At 62.7% G+C, this 15347-nt stretch carries 13 protein-coding genes and 2 tRNA genes; 11 read left to right on the top strand and 4 right to left on the bottom strand.

All coding sequences use genetic code 11. The annotated features are described in order from the left end of the window. Positions 1-199 precede the first annotated feature (199 nt). The gene (locus EJ076_RS18260) at positions 200-1147 is read right to left on the bottom strand and encodes an AEC family transporter (protein ID WP_126068827.1); all 948 of its coding nucleotides are present in this window, start codon (positions 1145-1147) and stop codon (positions 200-202) included. 146 nt (positions 1148-1293) lie between these two features. On the opposite strand from EJ076_RS18260, the gene EJ076_RS18255 reads away from it, so the two are divergent. The 10 genes from EJ076_RS18255 to EJ076_RS18210 all read left to right on the top strand — a co-directional run bounded on the left by EJ076_RS18255 (position 1294) and on the right by EJ076_RS18210 (position 11953). Beyond that, positions 1294-4314, top strand: a complete 3021-nt coding sequence (locus EJ076_RS18255) for a caspase domain-containing protein (protein ID WP_126068826.1) — start codon at positions 1294-1296, stop codon at positions 4312-4314. Between the two features lie 103 nt (positions 4315-4417). Further along, positions 4418-4966, top strand: a complete 549-nt coding sequence (locus EJ076_RS18250) for a histidine phosphatase family protein (RefSeq protein WP_126068825.1) — start codon at positions 4418-4420, stop codon at positions 4964-4966. Between the two features lie 226 nt (positions 4967-5192). Continuing rightward, positions 5193-5266 (top strand) — tRNA-OTHER (locus EJ076_RS18245). A 2-nt stretch (positions 5267-5268) separates the two neighbouring features. After that, a tRNA-Leu gene (locus EJ076_RS18240) sits at positions 5269-5337 on the top strand. A 373-nt stretch (positions 5338-5710) separates the two neighbouring features. Then, positions 5711-6853: a slipin family protein gene (locus EJ076_RS18235; RefSeq protein ID WP_164548676.1), complete on the top strand. Its 1143-nt coding sequence runs from the start codon at positions 5711-5713 to the stop codon at positions 6851-6853. Between the two features lie 177 nt (positions 6854-7030). Then, positions 7031-7312, top strand: coding sequence for an acyl carrier protein (locus EJ076_RS18230; RefSeq protein ID WP_010909964.1), 282 nt, complete (start codon positions 7031-7033; stop codon positions 7310-7312). Positions 7313-7368: 56 nt separating this feature from the next. Further along, positions 7369-8559: a beta-ketoacyl-ACP synthase gene (locus EJ076_RS18225; protein WP_126068824.1), complete on the top strand. Its 1191-nt coding sequence runs from the start codon at positions 7369-7371 to the stop codon at positions 8557-8559. Positions 8560-8610: 51 nt separating this feature from the next. Continuing rightward, positions 8611-9888, top strand: a complete 1278-nt coding sequence (locus EJ076_RS18220; RefSeq protein WP_109668691.1) for a beta-ketoacyl-ACP synthase — start codon at positions 8611-8613, stop codon at positions 9886-9888. Between the two features lie 36 nt (positions 9889-9924). Continuing rightward, positions 9925-10953 (top strand): zinc-binding dehydrogenase, encoded by a 1029-nt coding sequence (locus tag EJ076_RS18215; protein ID WP_126068823.1) that lies wholly within the window; start codon positions 9925-9927, stop codon positions 10951-10953. A 13-nt stretch (positions 10954-10966) separates the two neighbouring features. Continuing rightward, entirely contained in the window at positions 10967-11953 is a 987-nt protein-coding gene (locus EJ076_RS18210) for a lipid A biosynthesis lauroyl acyltransferase (protein ID WP_164548862.1), read from the top strand. A gap of 324 nt (positions 11954-12277) precedes the next feature. On the opposite strand, the gene EJ076_RS18205 is transcribed toward EJ076_RS18210, so the two are convergent. The 3 genes from EJ076_RS18205 to EJ076_RS18195 all read right to left on the bottom strand — a co-directional run bounded on the left by EJ076_RS18205 (position 12278) and on the right by EJ076_RS18195 (position 13969). Further along, complete coding sequence (locus EJ076_RS18205; RefSeq protein WP_126068821.1) at positions 12278-13219, bottom strand: hypothetical protein; 942 nt, start codon at positions 13217-13219, stop codon at positions 12278-12280. A 107-nt stretch (positions 13220-13326) separates the two neighbouring features. Then, positions 13327-13755, bottom strand: coding sequence for a L,D-transpeptidase (locus tag EJ076_RS18200; protein WP_109668687.1), 429 nt, complete (start codon positions 13753-13755; stop codon positions 13327-13329). A gap of 25 nt (positions 13756-13780) precedes the next feature. Continuing rightward, positions 13781-13969 (bottom strand): hypothetical protein, encoded by a 189-nt coding sequence (locus tag EJ076_RS18195; protein WP_126068820.1) that lies wholly within the window; start codon positions 13967-13969, stop codon positions 13781-13783. 8 nt (positions 13970-13977) lie between these two features. On the opposite strand from EJ076_RS18195, the gene EJ076_RS18190 reads away from it, so the two are divergent. Beyond that, on the top strand, positions 13978-15258 hold the full coding sequence (locus EJ076_RS18190) for an acetylornithine deacetylase/succinyl-diaminopimelate desuccinylase family protein (protein WP_126068819.1): 1281 nt from the start codon (positions 13978-13980) through the stop codon (positions 15256-15258). The last annotated feature ends 89 nt before the right edge of the window (positions 15259-15347 follow it).

Raw genomic sequence — 15347 nt, 5'->3', positions numbered from 1 at the left:
GGGCCGGTCTGTGAAGTCTTCGGTGAGCGTGCGCCATGGACTGAAGCCGGCACGCCGGAGCCACTGCTCTTTACCTAGGGCAAGGCCCGCAAGCAATCGCAAGATGGCATATAGGGGTTGGACCAGCCCGAGGCGAGAGCAGGCCGAACTATGACGCGCCGATCGCGGGCCGGAATCATCTGAATATCGACATGCCCCATCAGAAAACGTGAAGCACCACCGCCAGCCAAAAGGCGGTGGTGACGACGGCGCAGGCGGTGGCGATGGTCATCTGGTTCGACGCCAGCGCCTGGCCGGTGTTGAACTGCACGGCGATGAGATAGGAATTGATGCCGGACGGCAGCGCCGCCACCACCACCGCGACCTTGGCCGTCAAGGGCGGCAGGCCGAGCAGCCAGACAAAGGCGAGAACCAGCGCCGGCATCAGGAACAGCTTCAGCACCGAAAGCGCCAACGCCGGCCGGACATTGCCTGATATGCCGAAGCGGCGCAGGCTGAGGCCCATGGCAAACAGCGCCACCGGGCCGGCCGTATCGGCCAGCGCATCGACCAGCCGCTTGACAAGGTCGGGCAGCGGTACGCCGCTGAGGCGCCATGCCAGCCCCGCCAGAATGCCGATGATCAGCGGATTGATGAACAGCCGCCTCAGGAAGCTGCGGATGATGCGCAAGGGGTGCATGGGCTCGCCGCCGCTGCGGCCGAACATCTCGAACAGGACGATCGAGGCCATCATCATGATCGGCAGATGCACGGAGACCAGCAGCGACAGCACTTCGAAGCCGCTCGGGCCGAATATGCCAAGGATGAAGGGAGCGCCGAGCAGCACGACATTGGAATAGGCCGAAGATACGCCACCGACGACACCGGCGCGTGCATCTCGCCCGAATATCCGCGTGGTGACGAGATGGCCGGCGGCCCAGGTGATCGCCACGGCCGCGAAATAGGCGCCCCACAGCGACCAAGGTGCCACGCCGTGGAAATCGGCATTCACCATGGTCTGGAACAGCAGCAGCGGCATCGCCACTGAGACCGCGAAGTCGGATATCCCCTCGCCGCTCGCCGGCTTCAAATAGCCGGTGAACCCGGCGAGATAGCCGAGCGCGACAAGGCTGAAGACGAAAAGGACCGTTTCGGTGAGCGGAGACATTTTTACCGTGACAGGCGAGTTTCCCGTGATAGGCGAGCCACGGTCGCGGCGCAATCGCGCCCGAATTTGATCATGCCCGAATTTGATCATGGTAGGCTGGCAGCATTATAGAGGGCTTGGATCATCAGGGCGGACATCAACGACAAATGGCCTTTGTCGAAACCACGAAGCGTAATCTTTTGCGGCAGGCGTGGCTGACGGCTTTCGTCGCCGCACTGCTTTGCCTTGCCGCGACCGCGCTTGCAGGTGCCGAGACGAAAAGCCTCAAGGGTGTGGCGCTGATCATCGGCCAGTCGAAATACGAGCACATCGCCGCCCTCCCCAACCCCGCCAACGACGCCCGCGACATGGCCAAGATGCTGACCGACCTCGGCTTCGACGCGCGCAGCGTCACCGATCGCGACGCTCCCAAGCTGAAGCGCGACCTGGAGCGGTTCACGGAAGATGCCGAAGGCGCCGATGTCGCCTTCATCTATTATTCCGGTCACGGCATCGAGGCCGGCGGCGAGAACTATCTGGTTCCGGTCGATGCCGACGTGTCGTCACTGAGGGATGCCGATGCGGCTTTGGTGCCGATTTCCGCCCTCATGGACGCGTTGAAAAAGACTGTGCCTGTGACGATCGTGCTGCTCGACGCCTGCCGCACCAATCCGTTCCCGCAGGACGCCGTGGTGCGACGCGCACCGACCGCTTCCGCCTCGCCGATTGGTGCCGGCGGGCTGGAACCGGTGCGCGGCGCCAGGGCGCTCGGCAATGCGCCGGCGGCTGACGCGAGCCTGGGTACGGTGGTCGGCTTTGCCGCCGAACCGGGTCGCCCGGCGCTCGATGGCGCCGCTGGCGAAAATAGCCCTTACGCGTCCGCCCTGCTGCGCCACCTCGCGGCGATGAAGGGCACCGAATTCGGCTCGGTCATGCGCATGGTGACCGAGGAGGTCTATCTCGACACCAAGGCAAGGCAGCGCCCCTGGGTCAATGAAAGCCTGCGCCGGCTGCTTTATTTCGGCGTTGCACCAGCGGAGCCGACCGGCGATGACGGGCTGATCACCGGCGAGCGGCGCCAGCTGCTGCTGACGATTTCCGACCTGCCCGACCCGAAACGGGCGCAGGTGGAACTGGCCTCGCTGCAGGAAGGCGTGCCGCTCGATGCGCTCTATGGCGTGCTGAAGGCGCTCGGCACGGAAAAAATGCCGGAGGATCCGTCCGACCTGCAAAAGGTGCTCGACGCCCAGGCCGAGCGCCTGAAGAAAATGATGTCCGAACGTGCCGCGCTGCGCACCGACGATCCGGAGATCAAACGCCTGGTCGCCTCCGCCGACAAGGCGATCGGCCAGGGCGCCATCGTGACGGCGCGGAAGTTCCTCGATGACGCGGTCGGCCGGGTCGAGCAGACCAACGACGCGGTCGATGAGGCCGAGGATCTCGTCAAGCAGAAGCGTCTTGCCGACGCCGCGATCTATGCCAGACGCGCCGATGCCTCGGGGCTGGTGTTCGACTACAAATCCGCCGCCGGCGACTACGCCAAGGCGTTTTCACTGGCCGAAAAATGGGACGACAAGCTGCGCTGGAACTACAAGAACCAGGAAGCCGAGGCGCTGAACGCCTACGGCTACGCCACCGGCGACCTTGATGCGCTGCAGCGCTCCATCGATGCCTATCGCACCATCCTGAACTTCATCCCCAATGGCGAACAGAATCGCGACTGGGCGATCACCCGCAACAACATGGCGGTGGTGCTGCAGACCATCGGCGAGCGCGAGACGGAGACCGCACGCCTTGAGGAGGCAGCACAGATCTTTCGCGCCTCCCTTGTCGTGTTCGAGCGCGAGAAAGACGATCTCAACTGGGCCGCCGCGCAGAACAATCTGGCCAATGTGCTGTTGAAGATCGGCGAACGCGAGAGCGACCCGAAGCGCCTGAACGAGGCGGTGGTGGCAATGCGCGCGACGTTGGAGAAGCGCCCGCGTGAAAAAGTGCCGCTCGACTGGGCAGCTTCGCAGAACAATCTCGGCCTGGCGCTCTATGCGTTGTCCGAGCGCGAAGCCGCCGGCGAACATCTGACGCAAGCCGAGGCGGCCTACCGCCTGGCACTTGAGGAATACACGCGCGAAAAGGCGCCGGTGGAATGGGCGATGGTCGAGAACAATCTCGGCAACACGCTGGTGTCGCTCGGCATTCAGCTCAACGACAAGGCGAAGATCAACGAGGCGGCCGATGCGTTCCGTGCCGCGCTCGAGGTGCGAACCCGTGAAACCTTCCCGGTCTCGTGGGCAACCAGCCGGCTCAACCTCGGCAACGCGCTGAGCGGTGTCGCCCGCTTCGATATGGGCACCGGCGCGCTCGAAGAGGCCGCGACGGCCTATGACGATGCGCTGACCGTGTTTACCCGGCAGCGTTTCCCGATGGACTGGGCGTCGGCGCAGAACAATCTCGGTTCGATCTACCAGACGCTTGGCCAGCGCACCCGCGACGCGGCCAAGCTGGAGCAGTCGGCCGCGGCGTTCCAGGCCGCCCGGCAGGTCTATGTCAGACGGAAATTCCCGCAGGACTGGGCAATGAGCCACTACAATCTCGGCAACACGCTGCAGCTTCTGGGCGGCGTGACCGATAAGCCGGAACATTACGGTGAGGCCATTGCCGCCTACCGCGATGCGTTGCGCGAGTACAAACGCGAGACGAACCCGCGCCAATGGGCGCTGGCCCAGGCCGGCCTCGGCTCGACGTTGCACTGGCTGAGCATGAGCAATGCTGACCCCAAGACCTTGCTGGAGTCCATCGCGGCCCGCCGGGCGGCCCTCGAGGTGCTCACCGTCGACGCGGCACCGGTCGACTGGGCCAACGCCCAGAACGGTATCGGCATGAGCCTGCTCAACCTCGGCAATCTCGAACGCACCGACAAATATCTCGGTGACGCCGAGGCCGCCTTCACGGCGACGCTGAAGGTATTCACCAGGGAAAGCCTGCCTATGCAATGGGCCTTCGCGCAGAACAATCTAGGCGACATCCACTGGAACCGCGGCAGCTATGGCGGCGGCAAGGCCGAATATCAAAAGGCGATCGAATTCTTCGAGAACGCCAAGCAGGGCTTTACCGAAGCCGGCTACACGATCCCCATCCCGCTCACCGACCAGAAGATCGATCTGGTGAAGAAGCAGATAGCGAAGAAGTAGGTCTACGCTTCCCGCCGACCGTGCCTTGTCTTTCGGCCGGCTTTACCGTCCCTATATGTCTCGTCACCGGAACCCATTGCCGGGAACCGGAGAAGGATAGCGGATGATTCGATTTGCCTTGGCGTTGTTCCTGCTTGTTGTTCCCGGCGCGGCGCACGCCACGGATGCAGGCTGGGCGCTGCTACGCGATGGCGGGCATGTCGTGCTGCTGCGCCATGCCATGGTCACCGGCACCACCGACCCGGCCAATTTCGACATCGACAGCTGTGCCACCCAGATCAACCTGTCGGCGCGCGGCAAGCAGCAGGCGAGCAAGATCGGCGCTCTGTTTGCCGCTCGGGCGGCACCGATCGAGCGCGTGCTGTCCAGCCGCTATTGCCGCTGCCTCGACACCGCGCGCATCGCCTTCGAGGCCGAGCCAGAGCTCTTTGCACCCCTCGATCTCCTGAATGGTGACGAGACGCAGAAGGCCGCGCAGATCGCCGCGATCATGAAGGAAATCCGCGCCTATTCCGGCTCCGACAATCTGGTCATGGTCACCCATCTGGAAGACATCGTGGCACTGACCGGCATCTCGCCGCGCGAAGGCGAGGCCGTGGTTGTCGAGCCGCAGGGCGATGGCCTGCGCGTGCTCGGCCGCGTCACCTTCTGAGCGCGCTACGCGTCGCTGACGCCGGAAGCGGTGTTGCCGAAATGCCACCATTGAAAGAAGCCGCAAATCCGCCATGACAATGCCGCTTGCGACAACCCGTCGCAGGGTCTATAGGCGCGCTCCCGGTCACGAAAACCGAAGTGAGCACAACGGTTGGAGCTTTCGTCTCCGCCCGTGCAGGCGGCATTGCCGCCCTGTATGCGGCGCCGCTTTGGGGATTGGGATCGCGGATGTAGCTCAGTGGGAGAGCGCCGGATTTGGATCCGGAGGTCGGGGGTTCAATTCCCTTCATCTGCACCACGGATAGCTCAGTTGGGTAGAGCATCAGATCGAGAATCTGACTGTCGAAGGTTCAAATCCTTCTCCATTGGCCTGATAAGCCAGCACCCTGCCACGGTGTTATCTGAAAAAACGGTCCGGGGACTGGAATGCGAAAGACCGAACGGATGGCCCAAGCCCTCGGGCGCGGACCAGCCTGAGTGTCTTTCGCCACCGGCTCGCGGCCAGGCCCGCGGTGACGATCAAGGCGCAGTGTCGCCGGCAAGGGAGGCCAAGGCTTCCGGCGCCCGCTTCACTGTCCCGCGATCCGCTCCCGCAAGCCCGCCACGGATCGATGCCACCAGTCCCCGGATCATTCGTGCCCGGGCTGTGACGCAAGACGACGATGTGAAACGAGAAACGAAAAGGACGATCGACGCATGACTTGACGCCTCGCATGGGGCCATGCCCGACAGGAGTAAGACAATGACAATTCTCGACAAGGTTCTTGGACGCGAGCGCGTCCTCGTTAGGGAAAACGAACGTGCCCTCACCCTCCACAAGGGGGAGATCAAGGCTGTCCTGCTGCCGGGCGAACATTGGCTCGCCAACCGGCGCGGCAGCCTTGAAGTGTCCCGGCACGATCTGAAGAACCCGGAATTCGTTTCGGCATACGAGAAGGCGTTGTTCGACAAGCTCCCGGATGTGGCCGCGCGTCATTTCACCGTCGTTCGCACCGCGCGCACGGAGGTTGCCGTCATCGAGCGTGACGGCAACCTGCACGCCGTTCTGGCGCCGGATCGCAAGCTGGTGCTGTGGACGGATGCCGGTCCGTGGAAGGTGACGCTGATCGACACGTCAGTCGATCTCGCCATCGATACGGCGGTCATGCGCCGGCTCGGCCAGGCCCGGAAGGCGGAATTGATGTCCGTCCATCCGGTCGTCGATGGTCAGGCCGGACTGCTGTTCATCGACGGTGTCCTGGTCAGGACGCTGACGGCGGGCGTGCATGGCTTCTGGAACGTCGGACGCATGGTGCAGATCAAGGTCGTCGACCTCAAGCGCCAGTCGCTCGACGTTGCCGGGCAGGAAGTGCTGACCAAGGATCGCGTGACGATCCGCGTCAACATCGCCGCCGAATACCGGGTCGTCGATCCGGTCAAGGCAGTGAGCATGGTGAAGGACTTCTCCGAAGCCCTCTACCGCGCCCTGCAGTATGCCTTCCGCAAGACGCTTGGCGCGCTGACACTCGATCAGATCCTCGAAAAGAAGGTGACGATCGACGAAGAAGCGGCAGCCAAGGTCCGCGCCGATATGGCCGAGATCGGGGTGGAGGTCAGCGATATCGCCCTCAAGGATGTCATCCTGCCGGGCGAGATGCGCGAGATCCTCAACCAGGTGGTGTCGGCCGAAAAGCAGGCCGAAGCCAACATCATCCGCCGCCGCGAGGAGACGAACGCCACGCGCTCCCTCCTCAACACGGCCAGGGTGATGGCGGAAAACCCGGTGATGCTGCGGTTGAAGGAGCTCGAGGCTCTGGAAACCATCGCCGGCAAGGTCGAGCGGCTGACCGTCCACAACGGAACGGGCGGGCTGCTGAACGACATCGTCAAGCTGCGCGAAAGCTAGACTGACGCTACGTCAACGGGAAGGGCCGCCGGCTTGTCAGGCGGCCCTTCTTGCGTTTCCTAGGCACCCTACCCATCTGCGCCCGGCGTATCAGGCCTTTTCCTGCCGGGAAAAACCGATTAGACAGCGCCCAAACAAGATGCGGACAGATTCCGCCCGCAACCGAAGGAAAAGCCCTTGTCCACCACGTTCGACAAAGTCGCCAAGATCATTGCCGACACCAGCGAGATCGATATCGACACCATCACACCAGAGAGCCACACGATCGACGATCTCGGCATCGACAGCCTCGACTTCCTCGACATCGTCTTCGCCATCGACAAGGAATTCGGCATCAAGGTACCGCTGGAAAAGTGGACCCAGGAGGTCAATGACGGCAAGGCTTCGACCGACGATTACTTTGTCATGAAGAACCTGTGCGCCAAGATCGACGCACTGGTCGCCGCCAAGACCGCCTGACGTCAGTTGAGCGCACGATCTTGACGCGCTCTGCCGCCTGACCCACAAAGCCGCCCATGAGCAGCCCCCGCGACGTCGTCATCACTGGTATCGGCCTTGTCTCCTCTCTGGGGGAAGGTCCGGACGCCCATTGGCAGAAGCTCGCGCAGCCGGGCCTGCAGCCGGTGCTCGAAGCGGCGCGCTTTGCACCCTATACCGTCCATCCTCTGCCTGAGATCGACTGGAACCTGCAGATCGCCAAGCGCGGCGATCAGCGCCAGATGGAAACCTGGCAGAGGCTCGGCACCTATGCCGCCGGCCTTGCACTGGACGACGCCGGCATCAAGGGCAATGACGAACTCTGCGCGACCATGGATATGGTTGTGGCCGCAGGCGGTGGCGAGCGCGACGAGGCGGTCGATGCCGCCATTCTCGCCGCTTCGGAAAGCCGCAATGACCGCGATGTGCTGCTCAACGAGAAATTGACCACCGAATTGCGGCCGACACTGTTCCTGGCCCAGCTGTCCAACCTGCTCGCCGGCAACATCTCCATCGTCCACAAGGTCACCGGCTCGTCCAGAACCTTCATGGGCGAGGAAGGTGCCGGCGTCGCCGCCGTCGAGACGGCGGCCGCGCGCATCCGCTCGGGCCAGTCGACGCACATCCTGGTCGGCGGTGCCTTCCAGACCGAACATTCCGACATGCTGCTCGGTTATGAGCTTGCCGGCTATTTGCATCGCGGCCCGTGGAAGCCGGTCTGGCAAAGACAGGGCGCCGAGGGCGGCGGCGTTGTGACCGGATCCGGCGGCGCCTTCCTGGTGCTGGAGCAACGCGAACACGCGACAGACCGGGGTCGGAAAATCTATGCCGAGCTTGGACCGGTCGTCTCCGGCCGCGCCAGGCGGCCACGGGGAGAGCTCGACGCCGAGATCGCCGCACTGCTCAAGCAGGTTGCATCGCCGAACGGCAAATTGCTGGCCCTGTCGGGCGCATCGGGTGCCCACACTGCAACATCAGCCGAAAAAGCCGCACTCGATGCCAATCCGGCAATCGCCGCGCGCGGCTTCTCGACGCTGACCGGACACATGAAGGAAGCGCAGTTTCCCTTCGCCGTGGCGCTGGCGGCACTCGCCGTCGACCGCAAGGCCGCCTACCCTGTTTTTGATGCCGCAGCCGAGACGCCGTTCGAAGGCGTTCCCGCAGCCGTCCTTGCAACGGCGATCGGCTATCACCAATTCGAAGGCATGGCGCTGGTCAACGCCGCCTAAGGCGACGCTGCACGGTCCATGTTGCAACGATAAAAGGTCGAGGGCTACCGGATGGCCAATCTGAACGATCACATGGGCAGGCCGATCGTCGCCGTCACCGGCATCGGCGTTGTCACCTCGCTTGGCGTGGGCAAGGCCGACAATTGGGCGGCGCTGACCTCGGGCAAGTCGGGTATTCACCCGATCACTCGCTTTCCCATCGATCAACTGAACACCCGCATCTCCGGCATGGTCGATTTCCTGCCGTCGAGTTCGAAAGGTGCCAGCCCACTCACCTATGAGCTGGCCGAGCTTGCGGGCTTCGAAGCGGTGACCGAAGCCGGTCTTGATTCCAGCAATTTCGGCGGACCGCTCTTCCTCGCATCGCCGCCGGTCGAACTCGACTGGGCCGAGCGCTTCTCGCTCTACAATTCTGACAAGGACAAGGATGACACCGCCGCCGAAAGACTGCTTCGGGTCGCGCGTAGCTTGAAAGAGCTGGATATTTTCGAGACCACCCAGTTCGGTTCGATCGCCGACCGCCTTGCCGACCGTCTTGGCACACGCGGTCTGCCGATCACGCTGTCGACGGCTTGTGCTTCAGGTGCCACCGCGATCCAACTCGGTGTCGAGGCGATCCGACGCGGCGAATGCGACCGGGCACTATCGATCGGCGCGGACGGCTCTGCCACCGCCGAGGCATTGATCCGTTTCTCATTGCTTTCGGCGCTCTCCACGCACAACGACATTCCCGAAAAGGCATCGAAGCCCTTCTCCAGGGATCGCGACGGCTTCGTGTTGGCTGAGGGATCCGGGGCGCTGGTGTTGGAATCGCTTGAAGCGGCATTGGCTCGCGGCGCGACTATTCTCGGCGTCCTGGGCGGTTGCGGCGAGAAGGCCGACGACTTCCACCGCACCCGCTCGAAGCCGGACGCTTCGCCGGCCATCGCCGCGGTTCGCGCCGCCCTCGCCGATGCCGGCCTGAGTGAAGACGAGATCGACTATGTCAACGCCCACGGCACGTCGACTCCGGAGAACGACAAGATGGAACATCTGGCGCTGTCGACCGTGTTCGGCGAACGGATCGGCTCGATGCCGGTTTCGTCGAACAAGTCGATGATTGGCCACACGCTGTCGGCGGCAGGCGCGGTCGAGGCGGCGTTCTCGCTGATGACGATGCGCGAAAGCGTCATTCCACCGACCATCAACTATGACAATCCCGACCCCGCGATCGTGCTCGACGTGGTGCCGAACAAGAAGCGTAATGCCGAGGTTCGCACCGTTCTGTCGAACTCCTTCGGTTTCGGCGGCCAGAACACTTGCCTTGTCATGGCGCGGGAACCGGTCTAAGCGACCTTTTTCAGCCAGACTGAACCGACAGGCCCCATGCGCGCATTGCAACTTATCGAGGACCGCCGTCTTGAGACGGTGGACCTGCCGCCTCCCCCACCGCCAGCACTCGGCGAAGTCACGCTGCGCGTCAAGGCGGTGGCGCTGAACCACATCGACGTCTGGGGCTGGCGCGGCATGGCCTTCGCCAAGCGCAAGCTGCCGCTGGTCGTCGGCGCCGAAGCCTCCGGCGAGGTCGAGGCGGTCGGCCCCGGCGTTTCCAGCCTGCTGCCCGGACAATTGGTGTCGATCTACGGCGCGCGCACCTGCGGCCTTTGCCGCGCCTGCCGCGAAGGCCGCGACAATCTCTGCGAACATGTTTCGGGCGTTCACGGCTTCCATCTCGACGGCTTCGCGCAGGAAAAGATCAACCTGCCGGCCCGCCTGCTGGTTCCTGCCCCGCCCGGCGTGACCGACATCGGTGCGGCGGTGGCGCCCGTTACCTTCGGCACGGTCGAGCATATGCTGTTCGACAACGCCAGGCTGCAGCCCGGCGAGACCATTCTCATCCATGCCGGCGGATCCGGCATCGGCTCGGCGGCCATCCAGCTGGCCAAGCGAATGGGCTGCACCATCATCACCACGGTCGGCTCGAACGACAAGATCGACAAGGCCAAGGCGCTCGGCGCCGACCATGTCATCAACTATCGCGACGACCGTTTCGAGGGCGTCGTGCGCAAGCTGACCAAGAAGAAGGGCGTCGACGTCGTGTTCGAACATGTCGGCGCCGACACTTTTGCCGCTTCCATGCTGTGCCTGAAGCGTGGCGGCCGCCTGGTGACCTGCGGTTCGACTTCCGGCGTGTCGACGCAGATCAACCTGATGCAGTTGTTCCAGCAGCAATTGAAGCTGCTCGGCTCCTTCGGCTGCCGCATGGAGAACATGGCCAACGCCATGCAGAAAATGGCGGCGGGACAGGTCGCCCCGGTCATCGACACCGAAGTCGACTTCGACGGTATCGATGCCGCGCTGAAGCGCATGGAAGGCCGCGACGTGTTTGGCAAGATCATCCTGCGCGTCGGCTAGAGCCTTGACCTCTGTGTTCAAGAAGTTCCGCCGGGATCTCAAATTTCGCTACGGCAGGCAGCTGCGCCAGTTGAACTACTGGCTGGTGGCGCGCGCGGCTATGATGATCATCTCGGTCCTGCGTCTGCTGCCGGCCGACAGTGCGCTGAACTTTGCCGACCGCGTCGCACGCCGCGTTGGCCCCTGGGTGGGACGCCATCAGGTCGCTGTCGACAATCTGCGCAAGGCCTATCCGGAAAAGGGCGAGGCCGAAATCCAGGTGATCGCCTCCGACATGTGGGGCAACATGGCCCGCCTTGCCGCCGAATACATCTTTCTCGACGCCCTGTTCGACTACGATCCCGCGGCCAGCAAGCCCGGCCGCGTCGAGGTCAAGGGGATAGAGCATTTCGTCGAGATCGCGGGCGAACGGAAGCCGCATATCGTCTTCACCGGCCATCTCGGCAATTTCGAACTCTTGCCGGTGGCGGCGGCGACCTTCGGCATGAACATCACGGCGCTGTTTCGCCCGCCCAACAATCCCTATCTCGCCGACTACATCCTGTCGACGCGCCGCTCGACCATGGGTTCATTGCTGCCGTCGATGGCCGGCGCTTCATTCGCGCTGGCAGGAGTGCTTGAAAATGGCGGCAACATCGGCATCCTTGTCGACCAGAAATTCTCCAATGGACTGGATACGACATTCTTCGGCCGGCCCTGCCAGAGCAATCGGGTGCTGGCCACCCTTGCCCGTCACTATGACTGCGACGTTTACCCGGCGCGCTGCGTCAGGCTGCCAGGCAATCGCTTCCGGCTCGAGATCGAGGACAAGTTGACATTGCCGCGCACCACTGACGGCAGCGTCGATGTCCACGCCACCACCCAGTGTCTCAACGACGTGGTCGAACGCTGGGTACGCGAAGATCCCGGCCAGTGGATGTGGTTCCACAAAAGGTGGGAGATCGGCGGTGGGCGGAGAAAGCGGCCCCATCAGGCAAAGGCGCCCATTGCCAGCGCTTGAGTTCGTTCCTCGGCGAGCGCTGATTTGATCACTGCCCGCTATTGATGGGCCATCAATAACCAGCGCCTTGGAACAGACAAAACCTTCGCCGAGTGCTGTCGCTACCGGCAGAAAGTCCCACACCGAAGTCCAAGCACGGTAACGAAAATTCGAACTGCTTTGTAATGCTGCCGGTGCGCGGCAAGGGACAGTCGTATCCCGCTCGTTGCCAGGCAGGCAGCGGTCCACCGCCTCACGGGGCTGATTGTGCGCAAAAGCCGCAAGGACGCGCCTCGCGGCTTTTGCAATCGATTTTTCTGTCAGACCAGGAAAGGCCCGCCAAGGCTATAGAAGCGGCAACGGCAGGATAAAATTGGGCCGGTAGGTGTCCATCGTGGCGCCATTGCGGTCTTCCTCGAGCAGGGTGTTCGAACCGAAACTCGCCCGCAGGCCGATCAGGTATTTGTGGATGTTCAGATCGGTGCTCGCAACCGACACGTGATCCAGCTGATAGCGTCCAAACACCGAGAACGGCGTGCCGGAGAACCGGTAGTTGGCCTGCAGCGCCGCGGTGACGGTATTCACGTGTTCGCCACTAAAAGAAATCGTAGAATAGCCAAGCTCGCCGTCGAAGCGAAGATTGTCCTGGGCGAAATAGCGCACCACGGCGCGGCCTCCCCAGTTGTCCAGATGCTCCGACTCTCCATTGGCCCGCAATTGACCATAGTAAATCTGGCCATAGACGGTCACGTTGCCGAAATAGGCCTGGGCTTCGGGACCGACTGTGAAATTGTAGATCTTCGGGCCGCCAATGTCCCCGCCGTAGCGCGTGAACGTCGCAAATCCGCCAAGCGCATAACTACTCGGGTCGCGCCAGTAGCCGTGGATGGCGCCGCCATAGCCATAAATGTTGCTGCCCTCGACCCAAAGCGAATCGATGCTCGCGTCGGTTTGGATGTTCCAGCGCGCGTCGATCGGGAAATTGACCCGACCGGCACCGCCTGCTGTCGTCGCCGAGAGATGTCCACCATCTGCCGACAGATACAATCCGCCAAGATAAGCTTCGACATAGCCGGAAATATGCGGCTGTGCGAGTTCCTGATCCATGACAATTGGCTCAACCGCATCGGCGGCGATGGCCGAAGTAGCGGTGACGGCAATCGCCGCCCCAAGAAGAAGTCTGTACATCAAAGCCCCTCGCAAGTTATCTGCTTGAAAGCTAACATAATCGCGTTTTGGCAGAAACCATTCGCCGGGCCCAAGTGACGCAACGACACCGTTTCCCAAGCCAATGCGCTATTCCTGCAACATTTTTCAGCAAAGCGCCCGAGATACAGGCAATTGCAATCGATCCCACCGCAAAACCGCGGTGGGATCAACAGCCGGTCGGAGCTCTAGTTGGTGACGACAATCCGCGTGTTGCCGAACCCCACTTCCCGCACCATCGAATAGAAGGTTGCGGCATTGGCCGTGTGCAGCCGCACGCAACCATGCGACGCCGGGCGGCCGAGCTGCCTGACGGCGCCGGTTCCGTGGATGGCATAGCCGCCATGGAAGAACACGGAATAGGGCATCGGCGACATATGATATTTGCGCGAATACCACATCCGGGCCGTGCGCTGCGGCCGATAGGTACCGCGCGGCGTGAAATAGCCGGAACGCGCGGTGGAGACACTCCACCGGTAAACCGACAGGCCATATCTGACCGTCATCGTCTGCGACGACACGTCTATGTTTGCAACGAGGCTGGCTGCCCAGCCCTGCCCCGAAGCACCGAACAGCATCGCGACAAACACCGCCGCCATGAGAACTGTCTTTTTCATGCGATCAAACCCCTTTGATTGCCCCTTACTTGCCTGCCATCACGTTGTTTTTCATCTTTTTAATGGCAGGTGAATGAGGTAACACACACTCCTTGACCAATTCGCCAATCCAAAGCAGCGAATTTGAACGATTTCCCGCGATAGTTGCCGCAACGACACGCCGCACGGGCTTGATCACCGGTGGGCTTGCAAAACCGCTGATATCGCTGCTCAACTCCGTGCATGAACGAGCGACTCCTCCAGGCAATCGATGACAGGCGCGACGACGTCGTCGCGCTGACCGCCGAGCTGATCCGTTTTCCGACCATCAATCCACCCGGCGAGGCCTACCGGCCATGCGCCGAATATCTCGGCGCGCGGCTGAAGAAGAGCGGTTTCGAGACCGAATTCATCCGCGCCGAAGGCACCCCCGGCGATACCGACCGCTACCCGCGCGTCAATGTCGTTGCCCGTTTCGACGGCAGGTCGCCCGGCGCCTGCGTCCACTTCAACTCGCATATCGACGTGGTCGAAGCCGGTGACGGCTGGACCGTCGATCCCTTTGCCGGCATCGTCAGGGACGGCAAGGTCTATGGCCGCGGCGCCTGTGATATGAAGGGCGGCCTTGCCGCCTCGATCATCGCCGCGGAAGCCTTCATCGAAGTGTTTCCAGACTTTCCCGGCGCGATCGAAATATCCGGCACCGTCGACGAGGAGTCCGGCGGTTTTGGCGGCGTCGCCCATCTGGCCAGGCTCGGTTATTTCTCAAAACCCAGGGTCGACCACGTCATCATTCCCGAGCCGCTGAACAAGGACCGCATCTGCCTCGGTCATCGTGGCGTCTGGTGGGCGGAGATCGAGACCAAGGGCGAGATCGCGCATGGCTCGATGCCGTTTCTCGGTGACAATGCGGTGCGCCATATGGGTGCAGTGCTCAGGGCATTCGAGGACGAGCTGTTCCCCGCGCTCGACCGCAAGATGACGCGCATGCCGGTCGTGCCCGAAGGAGCAAAACGCTCGACCATGAACATCAATTCGATCCATGGCGGCCAGACCGAGGACTTCCGGCCCGGCTTGCCCTCGCCCAACGTGCCCGATTCCTGCCGGCTGACCATCGACCGCCGCTTCCTGCTCGAGGAAGATCTCGACACCGTCAAAGGTGAAGTCATCGGCATTCTCGACCGGTTGAAGCGCGAGCGGACAAAATTCGACTATGAAATCCGCGACCTGATGGAAGTGCTGCCGCTGATGACCGAGCGCGACGCGCCGGTGGTCAAGGCGGTTGCGCAAGGCATCATGGCGATCTTCGACCGCGAACCCGACTACGTCATTTCGCCGGGCACCTACGACCAGAAGCACATTGCCCGCATCGGCCATATCTATGATTGCATCGCCTATGGCCCTGGCATTCTCGACCTTGCCCACCGGCCGGACGAATGGGTCGGGGTATCGGACATGGTGGAATCGGCCAAGGTGATGGCGATCGGGCTCAACGTGCTGCTGCGCGGCACAGCCACGGGATAAGGCGCGCATCGCGACAAGCTTCGACCTGTCGATGAGGCCGCCAGGACAAAAACATTCCCGGCCACGCCAACGGGCAGAACGAAACGCAA

The sequence above is a fragment of the Mesorhizobium sp. M7D.F.Ca.US.005.01.1.1 genome (genome assembly GCF_003952545.1).
GTDB lineage: Bacteria > Pseudomonadota > Alphaproteobacteria > Rhizobiales > Rhizobiaceae > Mesorhizobium > Mesorhizobium loti.
The sequence above is the reverse complement of the archived record's forward strand: the minus strand, read 5'-3'. Positions and strand labels throughout refer to the sequence as shown.

Bases quoted from the DNA above. Each gene is read 5' to 3' on its own strand.
- EJ076_RS18250 (WP_126068825.1), top strand. From the start codon at position 4,418: ATGATTCGATTTGCCTTGGCGTTGTTCCTGCTTGTTGTTCCCGGCGCG.
- EJ076_RS18215 (WP_126068823.1), top strand. From the start codon at position 9,925: ATGCGCGCATTGCAACTTATCGAGGACCGCCGTCTTGAGACGGTGGAC.
- EJ076_RS18200 (WP_109668687.1), bottom strand. From the start codon at position 13,755: ATGAAAAAGACAGTTCTCATGGCGGCGGTGTTTGTCGCGATGCTGTTC.
- EJ076_RS18190 (WP_126068819.1), top strand. From the start codon at position 13,978: ATGAACGAGCGACTCCTCCAGGCAATCGATGACAGGCGCGACGACGTC.
- EJ076_RS18225 (WP_126068824.1), top strand. From the start codon at position 7,369: ATGAGCAGCCCCCGCGACGTCGTCATCACTGGTATCGGCCTTGTCTCC.
- EJ076_RS18260 (WP_126068827.1), bottom strand. From the start codon at position 1,147: ATGTCTCCGCTCACCGAAACGGTCCTTTTCGTCTTCAGCCTTGTCGCG.
- EJ076_RS18235 (WP_164548676.1), top strand. From the start codon at position 5,711: ATGACAATTCTCGACAAGGTTCTTGGACGCGAGCGCGTCCTCGTTAGG.
- EJ076_RS18255 (WP_126068826.1), top strand. From the start codon at position 1,294: ATGGCCTTTGTCGAAACCACGAAGCGTAATCTTTTGCGGCAGGCGTGG.
- EJ076_RS18220 (WP_109668691.1), top strand. From the start codon at position 8,611: ATGGCCAATCTGAACGATCACATGGGCAGGCCGATCGTCGCCGTCACC.